Here is a 22,352-nt window from a genome sequence, read left to right as displayed (position 1 = left end):
CCTATGCATTATGGCTCTCCCATCCGCAGAATTCAGCCAACCAGTTTTCAGGCTCATCGCCATATCGCTCCCGCAGCACAGCACATTCTTCGATGGTCTCTTTTCGACCCGATAATACTTTGACGAGATCAGGCATTTTAGAGAGATCAAGGCGGGCAATGACGGAGTCGTTCCCGTGTTTGATTAGAAACGTGCGCTTTTCAGGCGGGGTGTTTTTGATGAAATTGAATTCCTTAACGCTCAATCCAAAGCGTTTGATGTAGCTCTCTTCGTCAGCTCGCGGGTTTGGGAAATGGATATTCGTGGCTGATTGCTCAATAAGGGTGTGAGACGCCTTTGCTTTGGCAATATCGGCGGCTGACTGCGTTCCAAAGCCTACAATACCGTTGAGCTTACGAATGGTTTTCATCTTATCGATGATAAAATGACTGAATGTTTCGTCCGTGAGCAGTTGCCAGCCTTCGTCCATGAAGAACATGACAGGATCGCCGTTCAGAAGTTCATCGAGACGGTGATAAAGGTACATTAATGCAGGGGTTCGAATATCCTCGTTGCCGAGGATGCTGGTCATATCGAAACCGAAGACACTACGTCCGGAGAATGAAAGCACATCATGTTGTGCATTGAACAGCCAGGCTTTCTCGCCGTCGATCCAAGGACGCAGTCTTGATGCCAGGTCGTTCGCATCTGCCCGCGATCTGCCTAACAGGAGGCCCGAAAGGTTGGGTAAATTGCGCTGAGCTGCCGGCTCTTTCATAATACGCGCAATCGCCCGTTCCAGCGTATCTGCGTCCTCCTGGCTGAAGTCGCGGTGATCGCTTGATCGCAACATTGATTTCAGAAGACGAAGCAGAAAATCACGATTAGGGCCGGAGTTTTCTAGCTGAAGCGGGTTGAAACCAGTAGGTGTTCCCGGTGAGAGGACTTCGTAAACTCCTCCCATCGCCCGCACGAAGATCTCGGCACCTCTATCTTTGTCAAAAAAGACAGCTTTCGGCATTGGACTGACACGCATTGCCTGGGCTAGCAAGAATGTCAGAGCAACGGTCTTGCCGGAGCCAGTTGGCCCAGTGACCAAAAAATGGCCAATATCGCGACGGTGAAAATTGAACCAGTATGGTGTTTGCGAGGTCGTTTCGAGTATCGTTATCGGCAAGCCCCAATGAAGATTATCCGATTGCCCAGTCGCGAAATTATGCATCGATGACAAGCCGGAGAAATTAGCCGATGACAGCATGGCCTTACGCGCACGATAGCTGTGGTTGCCTGGCAATTGCGCCCAGAAGGACGCTTCAAGGTTTATGTCCTCCCGAAGCCAGTTGATGTTCATATCGGTCAGGCAACTACCGAGTTCGGAAACTGACTTGCTCAAACCATCAAGGTCGCGTGAGAGGCAAAGCAAAGAGAAATGGTGGATGCCAAAAACAGCCTCCTGGTTCATGAGACTATTGAGAGCAAAGTCGATATCGTTCTCGACTGCACTTCCGGATTCATCGGAGGCGGCAATCTGGCGCTGAAGTCGGGTGATACGCTCCTGCGCTATCGGTTTGTCGGAAATTGTGAAGCTCTGCGTGAGGATGAATTCATGGTTCACCTGCAGTAGTCCATCCAGCATTCCCGGACCGGTGTATGGCGGATACTCTTTGATGGAGAGCATCGCGCCATAGCGATTGTCGTCATCGGTGGCAGCTTGCGTTTGCATCGCTCGCTTACCGAAATGCAGGCGTGACGTTCCTACGTAATTTCGAATTCCCATCCGCGGCAGGCGCATTTTGCGCGGCACGCCGCAGGTCAGGATTGTGTTGATGAATTCGCACGGTTCGGAATATGGCTCCCCATTGCGATAGGTTATACCGAGCTCGCGCGCCCCATATTTCTGCAGCTCACGGGTCACGTTGGTGGCGAGCTCTTCGAGCTCGGTTACTATTTCCCCCGTTTGCTGATCTCGAACCTCGGTTCCGCCGGATAGCGTGAAAGCACGGCTTACCACGTCGCTTAGGCCGAGGGCGCCGCGCATATTGGTTCGCACGATGGAGAGATAAATTTCGTTGGCGAACATGCGTTTATGACGCAATTGGCTCATATACCGGCTGTTTAGTTGATCACAAAACGGGTCATCGAAAGCGCCACCAATTTCGGAATCGACCTGTCGGCGAATAACAGTCGACCAGACAGAAAAACGGCTCGATCCAAGCGCTCGAATGATCGTATTCTGAACATTCGAGCGCATATTGAGTTCGGCTTGATCTTCTGTTTGGAAAAAGAGGCCATCTAGCTTAATCACCGACATTAGAGCGCCGTTTTCCAAGCCAATCACAGTATCGGACAGATGCCGCAGATACGGGATATGTGTTGCCATAGGCCGCTCATTGTGAGCGACCTTGCCAAATCCGAGTTCTTCCCTGACGACTTTCAACATTTGCTATGGTCCGTACGAATTCGTTCCCCAGAAGGACTTGTTGCGTGTGCGGGGCGTTTTGCGCGCGGTGACTTCGAATACATCGAGGATTTTGTTGTCCCAGGCGCAAAGGGAGAACAGAACCAAATAGCTGATCGGAGCCAGAAGCAGCGTCCAGAACGACTTGCTGACCAGCCATGCGATGATTGTGATGCCGATAACAACGACGACTGCCATATACGGAACGCCCCACATGGTCGGAGATCGGGTCAGCCCGATTACCAACGGGGTCAGTTGCGGCTTTACATCCTCGTACTCAGCCATCGCTAGTTTCCAACCGTGCTAATCAGCTCGTCGACGATTGATGGAGCGCCGAAAACAAGACCGATTCCGAGGATCACGCCGCCAGCAAGAAACCAGGAGAGGCGGCCAGCGAATGCGAGGAAACCGAGCGCCATCACGGCTATGATTGCAAACAGACGGCCAATAGGGCCGCTAATGAAATCAACGATAGCTTGAAATACTGTCTGAACCGGCGCGAAGGCACCACTAACGCCACCTGACTGTGCTAATGCCAAATCCGCACTGACTATTTGCGCGGCAGCAAGCAATCCAAGGAAAATTGCCAGCTTTGAAGCGCTGATATGCCAAACCTTATTCTGTGCGCTGATCATCCCTCTCTCCTTAAAAATGCATCACGCCACCAACGAAGGTGCCGGATTTCTTGACTTCAATGACCCCGGATTGAGTTTTAGTCGCTACCACCGGCGAGGATCTCTGACCGCCGCCAACGAGCTTCTTTCTCAGTGCTGGCCTGGTTACACCGAGCTGGTAATTGACGACCTTAGCGATGTATCCGACGGTTTCCTTAAACGGTGGAACGCCGCCGTACTCATAGATGCGGCCTTCGCCTGCGTTATAAGCAGCCGCAACAAGCAGGGGGTTTTGGAACTCGTCCAAAAGCACCCGCAGATACTTAACGCCGCCTTCAATATTTGACGCCGGATCGCAGACGTCGAGGACGCCGAAGCGCTCAGCGGTTCCCGGCATGAGCTGCATCGGCCCGCGTGCGCCTTTGTCTGAGTTGCGAGAACGATCGAATTGGCTTTCTGCCCAAGTAATGGCGGTAGCAAACAGAGCATCAACTTGATGTCGGCGAGCAGCCTGTTCGACCAGAGTTTTGATTTCCTCTGGTGTTAGCGGGGAGGGGCCGCATTCGGGAGATGCAGGGGCCTTTTTGTTGAGAGGTAAATGACCAAAAGGGATATCTTCACTCTGATATAATGTATCCGATTTGATAATATCAGCTAGTGAGCCCGTGGATATAGAGGCGCTCATTGTATTACCAATATGATTATCCACTCTAGTATCGCTTTCACTTTTATCCTCAGCTGCAACGACGCCATCAGTACCCACGACAAATTCTTTGTTTTCGCTTGCCAAGCGGCTGTTGAATACTGTCACACCCGAAGGCGAACCGGATCGGTTCTGGGTCGTGGAATTGCTGTCGCTATTTCTCGAAAAAGGCTCGATTTTACCTGTTTCATCTGCGCACGCGACGGTAATCCCAAATGGGGCGAACAGTGTGGCGGTAAGCAATAGCGTTTTGACTGATAACTTTTCCATTCTAGCCCTCCAGCACCTTTCGCAGGCCTCAAAAACACTGTTGAGGTTGCAGCGAAAACAGATTAAGTTCGCAAGAATATAATACCGATTTGGCTAAGTCATACATGCTTTTTTGCAAATCAAAAACCCCTTATTAATAAGGTGAGTGAATTATCAATATGGTTAGGGTTAGAAATTGAAGAGAACCATAGCAATCGCAATGAGCAGTTGTTTGTTGGCGACATCTGCAATCGCAGCGCCTGCAATCAATAAGGATTACATAAAGTCGCTGGCGTCACCAGGGAAGACCGTGCTTGTCATTGAGTATTATGACGGAGACGGAAAAGTTACGGCTCGAAAGGGGTTCGCATCGGCTTCCGGCTATAAGGCGACTTCACCGACCGAATTTCGGGTTGATGATAAGACCGTCCTTAATCTGTATGGGCTGGAAGCCTGCAAAGGCGAAATGGTCAACCGCAAGGATGATTTTGCTGGCTCTTGCACAGACTACGCCAAGCAGCAGCTGCAGATCATGTTGCAGTCACCGAAGGTTCTCTTTTGTCGGGCATTTGTAAGTGAAGAGAGCGCACCCAAACAAAATGTGACGTGCTACGGCTATTACAATTACCCTGGGAGCCTGGACACCGTTGATATGCTCGAAGAGCAACTGCTTTCTCTCGGCGCGCTGCGCATTGCGAAATCGAAAGACGGGAAGCTGGAGCGTCCCGATCTGGAGAACGCGCAGAAGATTGGAGAAGACGGCTCCTATGGAATGTGGGCCGATCCGCGGGTGAAGGCCCAATGAAGCCAGCCCTAATATCGTTATGTATGGTCCTTTTTTCGCCAACGGCAATTGCTGCGCCAGAGGGATATTTCGACCTCCAGCCGGGCGTTACTTTGGAATCTGGCGATACGTGGGTCTTAGAAGGTCGGCGCTATCGTCTCTATGGTGTTCAGTCATGCCTTCGGGGAACTGCTTTCACTGATACGACCGGAAGAAAGAAGGACTGCGGCGAGGCATCGCTTGCCGTACTCGCCGCTTACATCAAAGACACCAAACCTCTGTGCGCTCCGGTAGCGCACACAGCCGATACTTCTTATGTCATTTGCTACGCCACAATCGGCGGAAATCGTCTCGATCTAGCGACAGTGTTGATAACGAGCGGTTATGCATTTGCCGCGCTGAAGGCTGACGGTCTCCCCTATTACCCCGCATACGCGGTGGCCGAACAGGAAGCTCGTGAGAAGCGGGCAGGCCTCTGGCAATTCGAAGACGTTCAGCATCCTGCCATCCTGTTGAGCAAATCGGCAAACGAACGGACGAGGAATGCCCAACAATGAAATATCTGATCGTCGCAATGTCATTTGCCCTCGCATCGACACCAGCATTCGCAGCTGATGCTATTAAACACGCGTCCGCTGCCAACCTATCGGTTCAACCTAGCCAGCCGGAACCGCTTCCAATCTTCAAGGGTCGTGTCGCGGTTATTGATGGTCGAACTCTTTGGTTTCCCGTTTATGCCCAACGAGTTCGGCTCGCGGATATTGACGCGTGCGAATTGCCTCAATGGGCACTTGATCCGAATTGGACCAACAGGGACGTTACAAAAGCACCGCCGCCTGTACCCTGTGGCCCCATTGCAAAAGCCTGGCTCAAAAGAACGATCGGGGCGTCGGCCGTCGCCTGCGGTGTCGTCGGCTATGATGCTGAAGGCATGGCACGAGCAAGATGCACATCACGGGGACGCGACCTGGCTCTCGAAATGCTTCGCGTGGGTTGGGCGAGGGTGGATTCACCCAACCTCAGCCATCCTCAATATATAGACTATCAGCGCGCCGCAATATCTGCGCGATATGGCATGTGGGCGACCTATGTCCTGGACATGAACGAGTGGCGGCGAAGGGCCGTCGATAAAACGCTCGATCGTCAGCCAATTGCAGATTTCAACTTACTAGTAGAGCGGAAAAGCGAGATATCTCCCCCGTTTGCCGACGCGCACAGAAAGCCAAAAAGGACAGACAGATAGTTGTTGGAGATCGCTCATATGGTGCTCAATTTCGCGCGCGATCCCATGGCCTGTCTGTTGCTGACCATCTTGTTATCGTTTTTGCTTATCATCCCGTCGTCCAAAATCTGGTGGGTCCACGGCATAATCGCGGCGCTGTTAATGACGACGTCGCTCTTTTCCACGAGCAGCGGCAAATGTCAGTCGACGCATTCTTGATCGGCGTTTTTGCTTATCCCGCGGTATGCCGCGACATTCCAAATCAGCTCCTGGTCTATCGCGTTGGAATCTACTGGTTCTGCGCATTCACACTTATCGCCCTGTGCAGTTATGCGGCCGGAGATCTCGTCACAGGGTCGCCCTTACACGATCAAGCCATATTGCCCACACGGCACCATTCAACCGCTACAATATGAGGATGATTTGATATGAAACAGCTTCTGTTTGCGCTTGCTGGCCTGGGCACCGTCGTCATGTTGCCATCCAATGCTCTTGCACAGGACAAGGGAGGGACGCCATCGTGGGGCTGTCAGGTGCTCTTGTGCGCAGCATCATCAAACCCTTCGTGGCATGGTGTCCCTTATTGCGTCCCGCCAATGACCAAGTTGATCAAGGCCATGGCAGAACCGGGTTTCTCATGGCCAATTTGCATTGAAGCTAAGTCTGGCAAACCCGGATATCAGCCATACGAGAATTGCCCATCTGATTTCAAGGAAGCCAGCATTATGAGTGATCGCGGCGCGTTGCTGTCCAACCGCTGCGAAAAGACAATCAACACCTGCACCAACAAGATCAGGGAACAGAACAAAGAACTTCAGCAGTACAAGGATGTTCAGTTTCGTGAGCTTGGCAATTCGGATCGCGGAAATAGTTGTCGAAAGGTGGTCTCCATTGCTCGTCCAATGCGAAAAGCCCCCTACTTTTTTGACATTCCCGATTATCAAGGTTTGAAGGGGCGCTATTGGTTCAACTTGAAACTTTAAGCAGCTCTAATGAATCAGAATGCACTTCTCCCACTGGCAGCAAGCGCCGGCATCGCAGTCGTGTGGGCGGCACTTGGTTCCCGGTCTCCAAAGTTTCGATAAACGTGAAAGCAGTCCAAAGGGCAATATCGTTGCAGTCAAAGCAATCCCGTCACGTTGTCTTGTCCCCGATGATCCAGAGCTGAGCGCCAATCTCGATATTCCAACCCAGGCTGAAGCAAAGGATGGTTGAATTTGCCAAAGATCAATCATCCAGCGAATGGATTGCGACTGACCGGAAACAACAGAAGCCCAGTCACGGGCTTCTAATGCAATCAGATTTTCTTATCAACGCTTTTCAGAACAGCCACCACTTCGCATTTCGTCAGCGTTATCCGCCCGGAGATAATGGAGGCCGCGAGGTAGACCAGTTTTCCTATAGCGTCATCAACATCTTGCGGCTCATAATCGACCAACTTGCGTGGGTCTCCCGTCAACGTGGATAGTTCCAGCAGCCGTGTGGTCGGGCTAGCGTCGCATGACTCATCCGCGCCTTCTCTATCCCGCCAGTTCACCTCATCACCAATGACAACCATATTTACCTCCAAAAATAATTTTCAGAAGATAAGGGACGATTTGAAATGCAAATATTTAAGCGGATGCGAATGATGGTAGATCGAATAAGGATATTCACTAGATCCTTATGATGAGCCGACCATCGTTCGTTTTTTCCCTCCTCAAAGCGCTATTAGTGCAAAACTGTCATCCCAAAATCTAACCGATAAAAGCATTGATTATCGGATGACGTGCGTTAGGATACGAAACACTACGAAGAGAAACGAAATTTAAATCGATAAGATATTGATAAAAAACGGAAAGTTTTTTCTCGCTCCTCCAAATGATGGGAGTGATTTAAAAGAATTATTCAAACGTATCGTCGCGTCAGGTGCTGGTCGCCGGCTGGGCGCGGACGATTTTCCAGCAGGTCCATGGTCGCCCGAACTTCTTGCCGAGGCAATTACCCTTGTCGATCCCAAGCGAATGGGCGTTGATCTTCGAACGGTACAGATCTGGTTTCAGGAAAATGAAAAGGGAATTAGCACTACCAATATCGGATTGCTGGCGAGGGTTTTAAGTTGCGGTGATAAGTCTGCAACAAGTGCATGGGTTATTGAGCTCAGCGCTGCTCAATCGCGTTTGGTTGCCAGAAGGCGTGAGCTGAAAAAAGCGGATGTCATTACAGCGACCGAGTTTACCCAAGACGTCGCCGAAATCGCCCCCGCTCTAGTAAAAACGCCGATCAAAGGCGATAACCAAATTCAGCGATCAACACTTGCAAGACGAACGGAGAGGCTTTTTAGCGAGGGGTCTCCTCTCAATTTGGCTGCTTTGGTTTTTGCTGGAATGTCCGCTCTTGGGTTCCTCTCGTACATCATCGGCATTCACAACGTTAAATTCACCCGGTCCGATGGCGTCATCAAGCAGGTGGGCTTCCTTTGGACGGCGAACTGGACACTGGTGTTCATGGTGTTCCTCCCGCTATTCCTGGCCTTCGTATTTGAGCTCATACATACGTGGAAGAACGAAGAACGAAGGCGGCTTCTCGATGACGCACACGAGGACAGCAATTGTGCTTGGTGGCAAATTATAGACACCTCATCAGGTTCTTTTTGGGCGGTATTCCTAATTTGCCTGCTATTTGCTGGTGTGTTTCAGTGGATCGGCGTTTGTTTGGTACCCCTAATGAATGGGGGCGCCAATTACGCAACTGATTGGGACACTATCGCCATAATACGACCTGAAGTATTGACGATACCTGTCGCGATCGCTTTTACATTATTTGCTTATCTTTATATGTGTCTTTCGTTTTATCTCTTTTTCGCCGGTCTCATTTTGCTTTATTCCGTCATAAATGATTTTGGGAAACTGAGCGAAGCTTCAAAAACACAGACACATGCTGGACATGATACCGACTTAAACAAAGCCGCTTTCTGGGTCATGCGTTGGGTTTTTCGCTGCTCAGTTTTAGGAATTTTGATCGCGACCGTGATGAAACTACAGAGCTCCTATCTTGCCTCAAATGGCACGAGTGTGGTGGCTTGGGTAATAAACGATCTGATGTCAGGTTTTTCCGAGCGCGCCGATGTGCGAAGCCGTATTAGTTATAGAATGCCTACGCATTTCAGCAGCTTACTTATCGTATTATCGACCTGTTTTGTCTATTTTTATGGATTGATCCGTGTGCGAGCGGGAGGTCAGTACCAAGTGCCTTTGTTGAAGATGACTGCGGTAGTAATGCTTTTACTTGTAAGCTATTTGTCGGTTGATGCATTCACCGGCTTCTCGGTTCTGATGTTTTCCGGACTGCTAATTGCTATTTATGGCCTTTTTGATCCAGCCTTTGGGCCGCGTCGCATGTGTGAGGGAAGAAATCAAAGTGTTTCATAATTTGCTCGACCGATGGGATGAACAGCGGGTACGACGCGGAGAAGAAGCGAAGAAGATGACTGCTGTCATTCTTGATGCAGAACGTGCATTTCCGAATGCTGCCAGCGTTCACAGCATCGATCAATTTTGTAGTCTTGCTGAACAGACTGCTGTCACTCCATCATTCTATAGAGCACCAAATAGCATCGATAATCATTTTGACAGGCTAGGGGATTTCCTAAAATTTTCATCAGACATATCAACTGACATTGAGCAAAATACTCAGGTAACGGCTAAGATAACCGATAGCGGCTCACGCAACAAAGTCATGGTGATCTTTCACCATTGGAATGCAACAACGCGAAATCGACAAATCGCAAAGTATTTCTCGAAGAGAGGAATTACTGTTGTCGAGATCGCTATGCCTTATCATTTTGAGAGAAGCCGTCCGGGATCAGACTATGCTGATCATATGCTAAGCGCAAATCTTGGACTAACAATCCAATCGATTCGACAGGCCGTTTGGGATGGACAGAAACTCATTCGATGGCTGAAAAGCGAAGGTTATCAAGAAATCTCGGTACTCGGAATGAGTCTTGGTTCATGGGTCGCAGGATTAGTCGCTGCACATGATATCAATGTATCGAAAGCCTCTCTGTTTCTCACAGCTGGAAGCCTGGCCGATATGGTCTGGACCGGTCGAGCAACGCGAACCATACGCGAGAGCCTAGAGACTACGATTGACCTTACTCATCTTCGTAAGGCTTGGGCACCGCTTGATCTTGGAAATTATACTTACAGTCTTGCACGTGCTAATTTAGATATTCAAATTGTCTTGGCAAAAAGGGACAAGGTTGTGCTCCCTGAATTATCGGCTGTGCTTTTGGAGAGACTTTATGATGCAGGCGCGCAGCCCAATGTGTTGCAATTAAACTGTGGTCACTATTCACTGGCGATCCCACCGTACATATTAATGGCAGGGATAAATCTGCAGCGATTTGTGGCTTTACCATCGGAAATTGATCCCTAGTTTTAACAAGCTCACTCCGCCTGACGTCTACTTGGGACACGTCCACACCACTTTATTACCACGTCAAAGGATCAAACGAGACTGGATTTCCCCTTCAAAAGTGGAGGGCTTTAGTTAGATAAAATCTGACAGAAGACCTAAAGTTGACCCATAGGTATAAACAAGGGGTCCGACAACGGTGATCAACGCTTGATTGACGGTGATAGCTGTCGATAAGTGTGCCATCGCACCCCTGCGAGAACTCCGCGTTTAGAAAAAGGCGGAGTATGCTGCGCACCAAGCTGGGTCTCAACCTGTAGGTTGTTTCGGCCGTCCCGCTGGATACGTTGTAACTGATCAGGGCCTTGGTAGTGGTTCTGAGGCGAAGAGACCGCCTACAAAGTCGATCCCGTCGCCTCCGCTCAGCGACTCCAAGGGCCTGAAACCAACGGCTCGGTTCCCGCGCGAATGAGAAATCGGCTCGTAGCCAATCTGCGTGGTCGGCCGACGCGCAAGAAGCGGTTGATCGCTGTTTGAAACGCCATTCACAATCTCATAATTCAGATCTGTAGCAGTCATGCCCTGATCGACGAGCGTCACGAGGTCTTGTCCGCTGATCCATATCCGTTCACGCCTTCCATCGACGATTTTTGGATCGGCATTGCCGATGCGGATAACTAGCGTACGGATGCCGAATTTCAGCGCGTACATAGCGCAGGCGGCTTCGCCGAACGCTTTGCTGAGGCCATAGAATCCATCGGGTGCTAAGGTCGCATTCTCATCCCATTCTTGATTGGACGGATGCATGCCCACGATATGGTGGCTGCTCGCGAAGATGAACCGTTCAATGCTCTTCGTCCGGCATGCTTCGAGAAGGTAGAGGAGCGCGTTGTAGTTCGGTCCAATCGTTTCCTCATATGTCAACGATTTTCCCACAGCGCCCGCCAGATGAAGAATCCCATCAACGCCGTCCGTAATCCGATCGACGAAATCCCGCGAGGTGATGTCACCTGCCACGGCATCTTCGCCAACTTCTGTCTCTATAGGCTTTCGGCCGGTGAGGATCAATTCGTACCGCTCGCGAAGGAGTGGTCGGAGAAGAGTGCCAACGGCACCGGTAGCTCCAGTTATGAGAAGTCGTGGTTTTGGCATTTTCTCGTATCCGTTATATTGTCGGCGAGGATCTCTGACCCGCATTGTGGGTGACGATTTAGGCTTCAGAGTTCGACCAGTATCCCCTTGTCTGCGGTGACGCGTGCAATCGCTCTTTCGGGTACGAAAAGAGACGTGAGACGGTCTTCGATTAGAGCTGGGCCACGGAATGCGTCGCCGGGATTCAAATCGGTGCTTGCGATCAAGGAGATGGATGTTTCGGACCGCGTAACAGGATCAATCGTGGTTCGCTTCCGGTTAAGACTGAGCAGATGCAGTTCGTCACTCTTTGAGGGTATTGTCCGCGCGCTCTCGGTTGAAACGCCTACCGCTTCCACTGACCACGCCACGAATTCGATCGTATCCTCGGGCGCATGTACCGAGTAATTTTGCTGGTGCTCGGCATGAAATTCCTCAACGAGTGTTTTCAATCCAGCCGCATCGCTGGGGTAGGAGGGGACATCGACGGTCAGATAAGAGACCTGTCCCTGGTAGTGAGCGTCGACGGTGAAGCGGAGTTCCCTCTGAAAAGGATCGACGCCCATGCGATCCAGAAACGCCGTTCCTTCTTTTTTCAGGTCGTCCAACGCAATGCGGACCGCGTTGAAATCGAAGCTTCTGCTACTCGTAACGCGGGTCACTGAAAAGTCGAACTTGATGTCACCTGTCGCGGTCCCATAAGCGCAAAGAACACTTGCCGCATGCGGGAACAAAACCTCCCGCATTCCAAGTTCGCGAGCAAGACGTGCCGCATGCAAACCGCCGGCGCCACCACCGGATACCAAAAGAAACTCGCGGGGGTCGAAACCACGTTTAATCGCGAGTTCCTCGATGGCTGCTACCATATCCTGCTCGGTAACTGCCGCTATAAGGCTGGCTGCTTCCTCGATGGAAACGCCCAACGGCGTCGCAACGTCTCGTTCGATCGCTGCGCGCGCTTTTTCCACGCTGAGCGTCATCTGTCCGTCCGCGAAGGTCGTCGGGTCGAGAAGGCCGCGTACGAGATTTGCGTCGGTCAAGGTGGGGCGGTCGCCGCCGCGGCCGTAACAAGCGGGTCCCGGGAATGAACCCGCGCTTTCAGGTCCGACGCGGAGCATCCCGCCCGCATCGACCCAGGCGATGGAGCCACCGCCAGAACCCACGGTCGCTACATCAATGGATGGCACGCCGAACACGTGTCCGGCGATGGAGCCTTCACGGTGCATCGCCACACGGCCACCGCGTGCAATACTGGCATCGAGGCTTGTGCCCCCCACGTCGATGGTGATGATGTTACCATGCGTTACACCAGAGCGGGCCGCAAGCCGACAAGCGGCGGCCGGTGCTGTCGAGGGTCCGGATAGACACAGGTAGACAGGCTTTTCGGTGATTTCCTTGCTAGACGTGCGTCCGCCATTCGAGCAGACGAAGGTCGGTTGCCCGGCAAAGCCGTTCGCGGAGAGCCGGTCTTCCAAGGCAGAAATCTGAGTCTTGAGGACAGGCTTGAGAGAGGCGTCAATCGCGGTGGCAGATGTCCGTTTGTACTCGCCCATGACGGGATTGACTTGGTGGGAAAGACTATAGGGAACGCCCGGCAGAATGTCTGCGATAAGCATGCCGAGCGCGCGTTCGTGCTCCGGATTGATGTGGGACCAGAGAAGAGCGACAGCGACTGCTTCCGGCTGATGTTTCGCGCATGCGGCCAGTTGTTCTCTCGCCTGGCCAAGGTCCAGTTCGACCTCGACCTGACCCTCTGCATTCACCCTTTCGCGGATCGGGAAGGTCAGGGATCGTGGAATGTAGGGCAGGGGAAAGTCTTCCTGGATCGAGAAGCCATGCCGTCCGCCTGACCGGATGGACAGGACGTCACGGAATCCTTCGGTACATAGCAGTGCGGTCTTCGCGGTCTTACCCTCAAGGATGGCGTTCGTCGCAGCGGTCGTCCCACAGGCAAAGGCCGAACATGCGGCGAGCATCTGCTGGATTGTCATACCGACGGCCTTCGACATCAAGTCGAGGCCGTTGAAGATGCCCTCGGACAGGTCGTTGGGGGTCGTTAGCGATTTGAACAGAAGCGTCTCGGATTCGCTATCGCGCAGTACGAGGTCCGTAAAGGTGCCCCCGACGTCGACGGCGATGTTGAAGGGAGGTTTCGAGGACTTTGTCATCTTAGTTTGCCTGATAGGTTTTCGCTGAACGCAGAGCGCGCGTGGCGTCAATGTCAATTGCGAAGCCGGTGCTCGTTGCGGTGATTTCGACAAGGTAAGTTTCCCTTGCGCTCTCGACCGTGATCAATCCGTCCTCAACGGATCTTAATACCTTTGCTGGATCGCGTTCCGTGGGTCGTCCGTAGCCGCCGCCACCGCATCCTTCCGAAACGAGCCGTTCGCCCGGCTTGATCTCGACGTCGAAGAATATCGGCAATTCAACCAGCTGTCCGTCGCTCGTCTGCTTCCAGGCGAGATTGGGTGCTCCAGCCTTGCCTCCGGCAGTGCCGGGTGGTGGAAACGCACGAGCTCCACTGTTGCAGGTGAAACGCAATGTGTCCGCTCGAGCACGAAGAACACAGGAAGCGCCTCCCCCTCCAATCCACTTGCCAGGCCCAAACGAGTCAGTACGGATTTCGAGCTTCTCGACGATAACGGGTTGCTGATATTCGACGACCTCTACACTCGATTGCCACAGCATTCCCTGCGTTGTGCCGCTGCCGTAGGTGAGCCAGCCGTCGTAACCGGACGACGCCGGGCCGCCCCAGTAGCCGAGCATAATCTGATTCACGAAGGTTCGATGTTCGAAGCGAGAATCCGAACCAGAGACGACGGGTGCGGAAGCCGGATGACCGATCGTGCCATAGGCAGTACCAAGACCAGGACGCAGGTCTGCGAACATGGACTGCAGATGCTCGATCAGAATATGTGCCAGATTGGTCGTCGATGCGCAGGTTGCGGCCGGAAATTTTGGCTTTCCGATCGCACTGCCGTCGCGCATCAATATGGTCACGCGGCGTAGGGCGCCGGCGCACCGCGGAACTTCTGGGCCGAGAATATTCATGATTGCGGTCGCACAACATGCGAGGACTGTCGCCTCGTTCATGTTGATCCCGAGCGGCAGGTTGTCGATGTTATCGCGGAGATCGATTTCGATCTGCCTATTTTCAGGATCCACCGACAATTTCGCCCGCACGGGAATGCCGACGGGATATTCGGGAAGCACCGAGTCATGGAAGAACTCTTTTGAGACGCATCCGGCGGGCAGCTGAGCAATTGCCTCACTGGCCATCGCGTCGGCGTAGTCCTGGTACTCAGTCAAGAACTGCTTTACGACCGAGACCCCGAACTCCTCGCAGATCTCAAGGACACGACGCTCGCCCGTCCGAACGGCGCCCAGTGTGGCGAGATAATCTCCATAGAAGATTTCGGGCGCGCGAATATTGGCTTGGCAGATGTCGATGACCTCGGGAACATCGACGCCTTCCTTCTGAATCCGCACGCAAGGAAGCATAAGGCCTTCCTGATAATAATCCTGTGCGAGTGGGGCGTAAGTGTCGGGAGTCGGGAAACCCATGTCGCTGAAGTGGGCCCGCGCGATCGAATAGAATACGATCTCGCCGCCATAGAAGACAGGCGAGCAGAGCGTGAAGTCGGCGCAGTGCGTATTTCCGTGATAGCTGGAATTGTTCACGAAGCAGTCGCCTGGCTTCATGTCCTCGCCGAACTTGTCGACGACAGCTTGCGGGATAAGGTGGATCGCCCCGGTATGAACAGGCAAACCTTGTCCAGCGCTCAGCGATTGGAAGCGACTGTCGGTCACGGTGCAAGAGAAATCGAGGGCCGTGTTCAAAACGCCCGATCGGCCGGTCTTGGCGAGTGTGTTTGACATTTCGCGCACGACCGACTCGAACCGACGTCGCAAGACGACGACTTGGAACATCGAAAGTTTGGTAGCTGTTGAATATGCGGTGGCGTCCACGACATTCTTTCCAGATTTTGGATGGGATGACGCCCCCAGGCAAACGCTGACCTGGGGGCCGCTTCTTACTTGCGAGACCAGAGGTTCTCGAGCTTGTCGACGTTTTCAGGCGTGGCGATGCGTCCAGCGACCAGACAGCCTTCAGGACTGCACTTCGGGTCTTCCTTCTTGATCAATGCGATCGTGACGCGGATCGCTTCCTGGGCATGCTGGTACGCGTCGAAGGTGGTACCCACGTCGATATACTTGTCTTCCATGGCCTTTACAGCGTCGGGAAAGAGATCCTGGGTTGCGATGTAGACGTGCTTTGGGTCGCCAGCCGGAGCCCATTTGTCCATGCTTTCAAGCGCAGATTTCACTGCGGTTATGGCGAAGTCGCTGCCTAGGAAGATGCAGTTCGCGTTTGGGTTGGCGCGGAAGGCGTTGACCGTGCCGGATCGGAAAAGCTCCGGGTTCCACTCGGTCGGGACGGTCTGAAGCGTGGTGACAACTCCCGACTTGTCAGTGACTTCGTGCCATGCCTTGGAGCGGTTGACCGCGTTCACGTCCTTGAGCGCCCCTTCGAGCTCGATGCACTGGCCTTTGACGCCCTTCTCCTTCAGCAGTGCGACGAATGCCTCCGCAGTGGTCTTTGCCTGATTGTAGCTATCACCAGATACGTGCGCGTCCGGCTTCTGCGAGCTGGAGGAGTGGTCGAATGTGACAAACGGGATCCCGGCCCGCTTGGCAGCGCGGATTGACGATCCGATGGCTGCCGAATCCTCGCCGCGGGCGATAATCGCATCTACGCCCTGATTGATCAGATCCTCGATGTTCGCAGCCTGGCGCGTCGGATCATTGTCAGCGACGTTGATGATGAATTTGAAGTTGATGTCGGCTTCCTTGCCCTGCTTTGCTGCTTCACTTTGCAGGTATTCTTCCCACTTGCCGACGATCTCGTTCTCCTTGGAATTCCAAGAAAGGCCGATTGTTTTGTCCTCCGCGTGTGCCGCCGATGACAGTGCGGCGGTAGCAAGGATAGATGCGAATGCCAGTTTAAACCTCATATCTGTTCCCCTTTTCGGTTTGTGAGGTCGACGTCTGAAGTTGGGGTCAGCGGGTAGCAGGACGCTTGAAGGCGTCCATGTACATCGCGACGAAAATCACTGCGCCCGTAACGAGCTGGTAGATGTAAGGGTCAGCGCTGATTTGATTGAGACCATTGGAGATCACTTGGAAAGCTGCCGCGCCGATCAGAACGCCCGGCACGATCTTCCCGCGGCCTCCGGCCAGAGAGATCCCACCCACAACGGCGATTGCAATTGCGTTGAACTCGAGGCCTTTACCAAGAAATCCGCTGATGGATCCGACCTGAATGAAGCTTGTGGAAGCGGAGCAGGCTGCCAACAAACCGGCCAGTGCGAACGTGGAGAACACGGTGCGTCGAGTATCGAGCCCGATCTTCGCCGCTACGTCCTCGCCATTGCCTACCGCCGTCAGGGTCCGGCCATAGCTTGTCAACCGATGGACAATGTGCACTGCGCTAACGATAGCGAGCATGATGATCGTCTCAAAGAAGATTGGCCCGATCATCAGATTCGAAAGAGGGCTAACGGACTCGGGTAGCGCAATCACACGAGCGTTGGTGAGCATGAGGCCCAGCCCCCTGAACGCCATCATGGTGCCGAGAGTGGCGATGAGTGAGTTGATACGTAAATAAGCAACGAGAAAGCCATTGATTGCTCCCAGCAAGGTGCCGGACGCCAGGATCACAGCGAATGAAAGGAGGGGCGAATATCCTGCCTCCATCATCAACGCGCCGAGGGATGCAGATAAAAATGCATTGGAGCCGATCGAGATGTCGATTTTACCCGTGAGGATGACGAGTGCCATGCCAACCGCTGCAAGTGTCGACGGACCCATTGCATGCAGCATCGCAAAGAGGTTGCCAGTCGTCGCGAAGCTTGGAGCGGCCAATGCGAAGCCAGTTCCGACGATAATCAGGGCAATAAGAAGGCCGTAGCTTCGATGAGCTTGTACGATCCGGCTCAGAATGGTTCCCGTTTCCATCAGGCTACTTCCTGCTCTTTGATCTCTTCCGAAACTGCGTTCATCAGCTCTTCGTGCGTCGCCGATCCTGAAAACTCGTGCGTGATGGCACCTCGGTTGATGACGACGTACCGGTCGGCAACACGCATTAACTCTTCGAGCTCCGATGAAATGAACAGAACTGCCGCGCCTTCTTCGGCGAGCCGCACGGTGAGTTTCAGAATTTCGCCTTTGGCCCCGGTGTCCAGTCCACGCGTTGGTTCATCGAGAATGAAGAATGTCGGCTTCGCCGGAAGCCACTTGCCGAAGACGACCTTCTGCTGATTGCCGCCTGACAAGGTACCTGCGGTTTGAAGCGCTGAAGTCGATTTAACCCCTAGTTCTGCCGATAGACGCTGCGCAAGCGACAGTTCGGCTTTACGATCGATGACACCGAGACGGTTACTTAGAGAGCGGAGGTTCGGCAGTCCGATATTCTGGGCGATTGAAAATGGAAGAATGACGCCTTCCTTTCGCCGATCTTCCGTAACGAGACCCGTCATGGCACGCAATTCGGCTGGCTTTGCGTTTTTAAGCCCGTGCGCTCCGGCAATCTGCAAGTTGCCGGCGGAGAGATCGTCAAGGCCGATCAATGCCCTGACGAATTCAGTCCGGCCCGAGCCAAGGAGGCCCCAGAGTCCGACAATTTCACCGGGCCTGAAGTCGATAGAGACACGTCGCACCAAGTTGCCGGCAGTCAGGTCACGGGCAGTGACAAGCGGCGTGAGTTCGCACTTCTGGGGTTCCCGGATCCTTTCGGTCGCAGTCACACTTCCCAGCATTTCATGAACAATTTCCGACATGCTGGTTTCGGTTGAAAGCCAGGACCCCACGGTGCGTCCGTTACGCATGACTGTTATCTCGTCGCAGATACGGAATACTTCGTCGAGGAAGTGGCTGATGAAGACGATCGCGGCGCCGCTTTTCTTCAAATTATCTATGACGGCGAAGAGTTTTTCGCGTTCAGGCCCGGATAAGGAGGATGTTGGCTCGTCCAGAATGATGATGCGCGGCGACTTGCGGATGGCTCGAGCAATTTCGACCAACTGCCGATCACCGGTGCTCAATGTTTCGACAAGCGTGCGGGGATCGATTTGGCATCCCACGCAATCAAGTAGAGGCTTGGCCTGTGCGTTCATTCTGCGACGATCGATGAGGAAGCCGCGCTTCGGAAAGTCTCCAAGGAAGATATTCTCGGCGACGCTGAGCGTCGGCATCGTTGTGAGCTCCTGGTGGACGAAAGCTATGCCGAGGGATGCCGCATGAGCGGCATTGCCAATTTCGACCGTCTGGCCGTCGATGGCGATTGTTCCGCCGTCCTTGCTGAGAACGCCACCCAATACATTCATCAGGGTGCTCTTGCCGGCGCCGTTCGCGCCCATCAGCGCATGGACTTTACCGGGCTGGAGGGTGAGACATCCGTCTGCGAGTGCAACGGCGCCGCCGAAGGACTTGGAGATGGATTTCATTGCGAGACGCTCGGACATCCTACGCGCTCCTTCTGACGAACTTGTCGAGATAGACGAAGAGGACGATGATCCCGCCCTTGATGACCAGGCTGGCAAAGTAGGAGACGCCCAACTGATTCAAGCTGTTGCTGATGATCGTTACTGCAATCGCACCGAGTGCGGCTTGCAGGGGGCTTCCGACGCCCCCGTAAATGCTCACGCGACCGATGACGCATGCGCTGATGATGTCCAGAAGGAGGCTGTCGCTGGCCAGACTGGCAGACGCCGAACCAAGACGGGCGACGAGGAGGATCCCCGTCAGGGCAGCGAGCAGGCCGGAGAGCGTATATGTAAAGCACAGCACTCGTTGAACTGGAACCCTCGCCAGCGAGGCTGCCACGGGGTTGAATCCAACGGCCCGTACGAAGCGGCCGAACACGGTGCGTTCCATGACGAAGTACCCGATCAGCGCAGACGCCAGGAAGAGCCAGACAGAGACAGGTAGTCCAAACAACTTGACGAGGAATAGGTCTTCGAAATCGAGCGGGTAGTCTGAAATGCTTTGCGAGCCAGTCACCCAGACCGCGGCTCCGCCAACGATGGTCATGGTGGCAAGTGTGACGACGAAGGGCGCCATTCTCATGAAGGCGACAGCTATTCCGTTGAAGGTGCCAATGACTGCGCCAGAAGCCAACATGACGAAAGGGCCAATCCAAGCGCTCTGCGTGTACTGCATGGCGAGTGCCCCGAGGATGCCGCTCAACGCCAGAGTTGCGGGCATCGAAAGGTCGATTCCGCCGCCGATCAGTACGAAGGTCAGTCCGATTGCCAGAATACCGACGATCGAGGACTGCACGAGGATATTGATCAGGTTGTTGAACCGGAAAAAGGTCGGTGCATGCGTGTACAGAGCCAGGAGGAGAACAGCGACCACGGCTGCCACAGCTGTTGCTATGATCATATTATAGGATAGACGCGACCCGCTCGGGAGCTTGCCACCGGTTCCGTTCGAGATCTGACTTGTCAAGCGACCCTCCTTCCATCGCTGAATGAGCGACGCAAATGTTCATTGCGTGAGCACGGATGCACTCCCGTCGAACATGTTTTTGAACTGGACTGTCGGACATATGAGCGTAATTGCTGCTCACGTCCCCCATTTATCTTTTTCGTTGACGGGTATGTAAGCGCAATTTTATTGGTATTGCAATACTCCAATATATCGCGAACGAAAAAAGTTTGCTCGCTATTATTCGAAGACCAAGAATACAGAAAATCCCGGTCAGTTTCCTGGCCGGGATCGTTCAGAAAGTCCGTTTGGTTTGGTTATTCCACGGTCTCGCCGGTCACGAAACGATAGAGGAGTTCAAGCTGTCCATCGAGCATCTCCGTTCCGGAGTGGGTGATGGCGCCCAGCTTCTCGGCCGCTGCCATAAACGGCGTCACGGCAGGGTTCGTTATTACGTCGGCCACGAGCGTTCCCGATTTCAGGGTTTCAAGGCTCATCGGGAGAGGGTCGCCAACTCGAAGGCCTGTCGAGGTCGCATTGATGACGATCTGGAACTGCGACAGTTCCGGCTGCTCTTTGGCGTGCACGACGCGGCGTGGATAGAAGTCGAGAAGCCGACCCACGAGTCCTTCCGCAACCTCTGTTTTGATGTCAAAGATCGTGAGCGTATCCAGGCCGCTGTCCAGCATGCTCACTGCGATCGACGAACCTGCCCCTCCGGCCCCGGCCATGAATGCCTTCTTCCCTTTGATGTCGTGACCGCAGTTAGTCAGTCCGTGTACGAAGCCAGGTCCGTCAAAATTGTCTCCGTACCAACCGCCGTTCCCGTCCCGCCTCATAACGTTTATAGCGCCAAGCTTCTGCGCACGGGACGACAGCGACGTGCAATTTGCCACGCAGGCGATTTTGTGGGGCACCGTGATGAGGACGCTATCGAGATTCTGGATCGAATCGAAGCCGGTCAACACCTGCTCCAGATCCTCTGCGGCGACATGGAGAGGCAGCATGAGGCCATTGTAGCGGTTCTGAGACATACGTTCGGAAATGAGCGTCGGCCCGATTACCTGCGCTATGGGATCGCCTATCAGAAAGTGAACTCTCGTGGAGCTGTCGATGGTGGTGCTCATTTTGTGAACCTTAAGATGGAGAGTTTGTTCGTATCGACGTTACATCTCGACGTGGGAAATAGTGAATGGCTTCAGGATATCGTGATTGAGCGCTAGTCCGATACCGGGTAGATCGGGAACCTCGATACTTCCGTCGTTCCCCGGTTGGACAGCGCCGAAAATGTCCAGTAGGCGGTTTGGTGTCGGGTCGATCTCGAACAGGGGGAAGTCGAGGTCGTAGCCATGCCGAGCTGGAGTCATGGACGCAAGTTGGAGTGATGCTGCGTGGATGATGACGGAACTCCAGACATGGGGTATCACGTCGACGCCGAAGGCCTCGCCGAGACTGACGATGCGCTGATATTCTGTGACGCCGCCGCAGTGAGCGACATCAGGCTGAACGATCTGGAGAGCGCCGCTTGAAATGAAGTCTTTGAAGCGGCGGATGCCGGCCAGTGATTCCCCACCGGCAATAGGGATTGAGCTGAATTGCGCGAGGTCGCGATATCCATCAATGTCATCCGCCTGAAGCGGTTCTTCGACGAAACGGATACCATAATCTGCTAGCTCCTTCACCGCTAGGCGCGCCTCGAGCCTTGACAGACCTTGGTTGAAGTCGACCATCAAAGGGACTTCCCCGAACCGCTTTCGAATTGACGCGACCGCATTCAGGTCTTGTTTGACTGTTTTTCCGAGTCGCAGCTTTAGAGATTTGAACCCGCGTTCGAGATAGCTCTCGATCTCGGCGATCATATCAGAATACGGGTCGTCCTTGACTTTAAGAAACGGTCCGCTGGCGTAGGTCGGCAATCGATCGTTAAGAGCCCCGCCAAGCTTTCTTGCTAGGCTTACTCCGTCAAGTCGGGCACTGAGGTCCCAGACTGCCATATCGATCGCCGATGCCGCCATGTGGGTTATGCCGCTACGGTCGCGGCCCAGGCGGTTCATCATGGCGTCCCAGATGACCTTTGGGGTCGATGCGTCGGCGCCCAGCACAACGGGTGCGAACTTTGTTTCGATGATCGTTTGGGATGCAACGGGCTCCGCCCAACATTCACCCCAGCCTGTCACGCCTCCAGAGGTGATTGACACGACAACCGTCGCCCGCTCCCGGAAAACGGAGATTGAGTTTGCGAGCGGCTCTGGCATAGGCCAACGAATCTGTCGGCATTCCAGCCGTTCGATCGGCGCAATAGGACGCATCTGATTTCCTCCCGA

Annotated in this window: 21 protein-coding genes; 7 read left to right on the top strand and 14 right to left on the bottom strand. The window is 53.6% G+C overall.

The window, feature by feature from the left end:
- Position 1 precedes the first annotated feature (1 nt).
- The 4 genes from RI570_RS20560 to RI570_RS20545 are packed head-to-tail and all read right to left on the bottom strand — an operon-like array spanning position 2 to position 4,024.
- A complete protein-coding gene (locus RI570_RS20560; RefSeq protein WP_313830718.1) occupies positions 2-2,419 on the bottom strand; it encodes a VirB4 family type IV secretion/conjugal transfer ATPase in 2,418 nt (805 codons plus the stop codon).
- A 3-nt stretch (positions 2,420-2,422) separates the two neighbouring features.
- Positions 2,423-2,722 carry a VirB3 family type IV secretion system protein gene (locus tag RI570_RS20555; protein ID WP_313830717.1) on the bottom strand — a complete coding sequence of 100 codons (300 nt, stop codon included), beginning with the start codon at positions 2,720-2,722 and terminating at the stop codon, positions 2,423-2,425.
- 2 nt (positions 2,723-2,724) lie between these two features.
- Positions 2,725-3,072: a TrbC/VirB2 family protein gene (locus RI570_RS20550; protein WP_313830716.1), complete on the bottom strand. Its 348-nt coding sequence runs from the start codon at positions 3,070-3,072 to the stop codon at positions 2,725-2,727.
- Between the two features lie 10 nt (positions 3,073-3,082).
- Entirely contained in the window at positions 3,083-4,024 is a 942-nt protein-coding gene (locus RI570_RS20545; RefSeq protein WP_313830715.1) for a lytic transglycosylase domain-containing protein, read from the bottom strand.
- 175 nt (positions 4,025-4,199) lie between these two features.
- Here RI570_RS20545 and RI570_RS20540 point away from each other — a divergent pair, with 175 nt between their 5' ends.
- From RI570_RS20540 to RI570_RS20520, 5 genes are all read left to right on the top strand, one after another.
- A complete protein-coding gene (locus RI570_RS20540) occupies positions 4,200-4,808 on the top strand; it encodes a hypothetical protein (RefSeq protein WP_313830714.1) in 609 nt (202 codons plus the stop codon).
- Complete coding sequence (locus tag RI570_RS20535) at positions 4,805-5,344, top strand: thermonuclease family protein (RefSeq protein WP_313830713.1); 540 nt, start codon at positions 4,805-4,807, stop codon at positions 5,342-5,344. Before RI570_RS20540 ends, RI570_RS20535 begins: the two co-directional genes overlap by 4 nt.
- The gene (locus RI570_RS20530; protein WP_313830712.1) at positions 5,341-6,030 is read left to right on the top strand and encodes a thermonuclease family protein; all 690 of its coding nucleotides are present in this window, start codon (positions 5,341-5,343) and stop codon (positions 6,028-6,030) included. Before RI570_RS20535 ends, RI570_RS20530 begins: the two co-directional genes overlap by 4 nt.
- 407 nt (positions 6,031-6,437) lie before the next feature.
- Entirely contained in the window at positions 6,438-6,992 is a 555-nt protein-coding gene (locus tag RI570_RS20525; RefSeq protein ID WP_313830711.1) for a hypothetical protein, read from the top strand.
- Positions 6,993-7,065: 73 nt separating this feature from the next.
- Positions 7,066-7,224, top strand: a complete 159-nt coding sequence (locus RI570_RS20520; RefSeq protein WP_313830710.1) for a hypothetical protein — start codon at positions 7,066-7,068, stop codon at positions 7,222-7,224.
- Between the two features lie 82 nt (positions 7,225-7,306).
- Here RI570_RS20520 and RI570_RS20515 read toward each other — a convergent pair whose 3' ends face one another.
- Positions 7,307-7,567 (bottom strand): hypothetical protein, encoded by a 261-nt coding sequence (locus RI570_RS20515; RefSeq protein ID WP_313830709.1) that lies wholly within the window; start codon positions 7,565-7,567, stop codon positions 7,307-7,309.
- 265 nt (positions 7,568-7,832) lie between these two features.
- Between RI570_RS20515 and RI570_RS20510 the strand changes: the two genes are divergently transcribed.
- Both RI570_RS20510 and RI570_RS20505 read left to right on the top strand, forming a co-directional pair.
- Complete coding sequence (locus RI570_RS20510) at positions 7,833-9,419, top strand: RcgA family putative transporter (protein ID WP_313830708.1); 1,587 nt, start codon at positions 7,833-7,835, stop codon at positions 9,417-9,419.
- A complete protein-coding gene (locus tag RI570_RS20505) occupies positions 9,409-10,428 on the top strand; it encodes an RcgR family putative quorum lactone hydrolase (protein WP_313830707.1) in 1,020 nt (339 codons plus the stop codon). Before RI570_RS20510 ends, RI570_RS20505 begins: the two co-directional genes overlap by 11 nt.
- A 336-nt stretch (positions 10,429-10,764) precedes the next feature.
- On the opposite strand, the gene RI570_RS20500 is transcribed toward RI570_RS20505, so the two are convergent.
- The 9 genes from RI570_RS20500 to RI570_RS20460 all read right to left on the bottom strand — a co-directional run bounded on the left by RI570_RS20500 (position 10,765) and on the right by RI570_RS20460 (position 22,337).
- Positions 10,765-11,559 (bottom strand): NAD(P)-dependent oxidoreductase, encoded by a 795-nt coding sequence (locus RI570_RS20500; RefSeq protein ID WP_313830706.1) that lies wholly within the window; start codon positions 11,557-11,559, stop codon positions 10,765-10,767.
- A gap of 65 nt (positions 11,560-11,624) precedes the next feature.
- Positions 11,625-13,706: a hydantoinase/oxoprolinase family protein gene (locus tag RI570_RS20495; protein WP_313830705.1), complete on the bottom strand. Its 2,082-nt coding sequence runs from the start codon at positions 13,704-13,706 to the stop codon at positions 11,625-11,627.
- Position 13,707: 1 nt separating this feature from the next.
- Positions 13,708-15,507, bottom strand: a complete 1,800-nt coding sequence (locus RI570_RS20490; RefSeq protein ID WP_313830704.1) for a hydantoinase B/oxoprolinase family protein — start codon at positions 15,505-15,507, stop codon at positions 13,708-13,710.
- A gap of 65 nt (positions 15,508-15,572) precedes the next feature.
- Positions 15,573-16,553 (bottom strand): sugar ABC transporter substrate-binding protein, encoded by a 981-nt coding sequence (locus tag RI570_RS20485; RefSeq protein WP_313830703.1) that lies wholly within the window; start codon positions 16,551-16,553, stop codon positions 15,573-15,575.
- A 46-nt stretch (positions 16,554-16,599) separates the two neighbouring features.
- Positions 16,600-17,556, bottom strand: coding sequence for an ABC transporter permease (locus RI570_RS20480; protein ID WP_313830702.1), 957 nt, complete (start codon positions 17,554-17,556; stop codon positions 16,600-16,602).
- Positions 17,556-19,061 (bottom strand): sugar ABC transporter ATP-binding protein, encoded by a 1,506-nt coding sequence (locus RI570_RS20475; protein WP_313830701.1) that lies wholly within the window; start codon positions 19,059-19,061, stop codon positions 17,556-17,558. Before RI570_RS20475 ends, RI570_RS20480 begins: the two co-directional genes overlap by 1 nt.
- 1 nt (position 19,062) lies before the next feature.
- Positions 19,063-20,049 (bottom strand): ABC transporter permease, encoded by a 987-nt coding sequence (locus RI570_RS20470; RefSeq protein WP_313830700.1) that lies wholly within the window; start codon positions 20,047-20,049, stop codon positions 19,063-19,065.
- 296 nt (positions 20,050-20,345) lie between these two features.
- On the bottom strand, positions 20,346-21,155 hold the full coding sequence (locus RI570_RS20465) for a shikimate dehydrogenase (protein ID WP_313830699.1): 810 nt from the start codon (positions 21,153-21,155) through the stop codon (positions 20,346-20,348).
- Positions 21,156-21,194: 39 nt separating this feature from the next.
- Positions 21,195-22,337, bottom strand: coding sequence for a mandelate racemase/muconate lactonizing enzyme family protein (locus RI570_RS20460; RefSeq protein WP_313830698.1), 1,143 nt, complete (start codon positions 22,335-22,337; stop codon positions 21,195-21,197).
- Positions 22,338-22,352 lie beyond the last annotated feature (15 nt).

The sequence above is a fragment of the Brucella pseudogrignonensis genome (assembly GCF_032190615.1).
In the GTDB taxonomy this organism is placed as follows: domain Bacteria; phylum Pseudomonadota; class Alphaproteobacteria; order Rhizobiales; family Rhizobiaceae; genus Brucella; species Brucella pseudogrignonensis_B.
The sequence above is the reverse complement of the archived record's forward strand: the minus strand, read 5'-3'. Positions and strand labels throughout refer to the sequence as shown.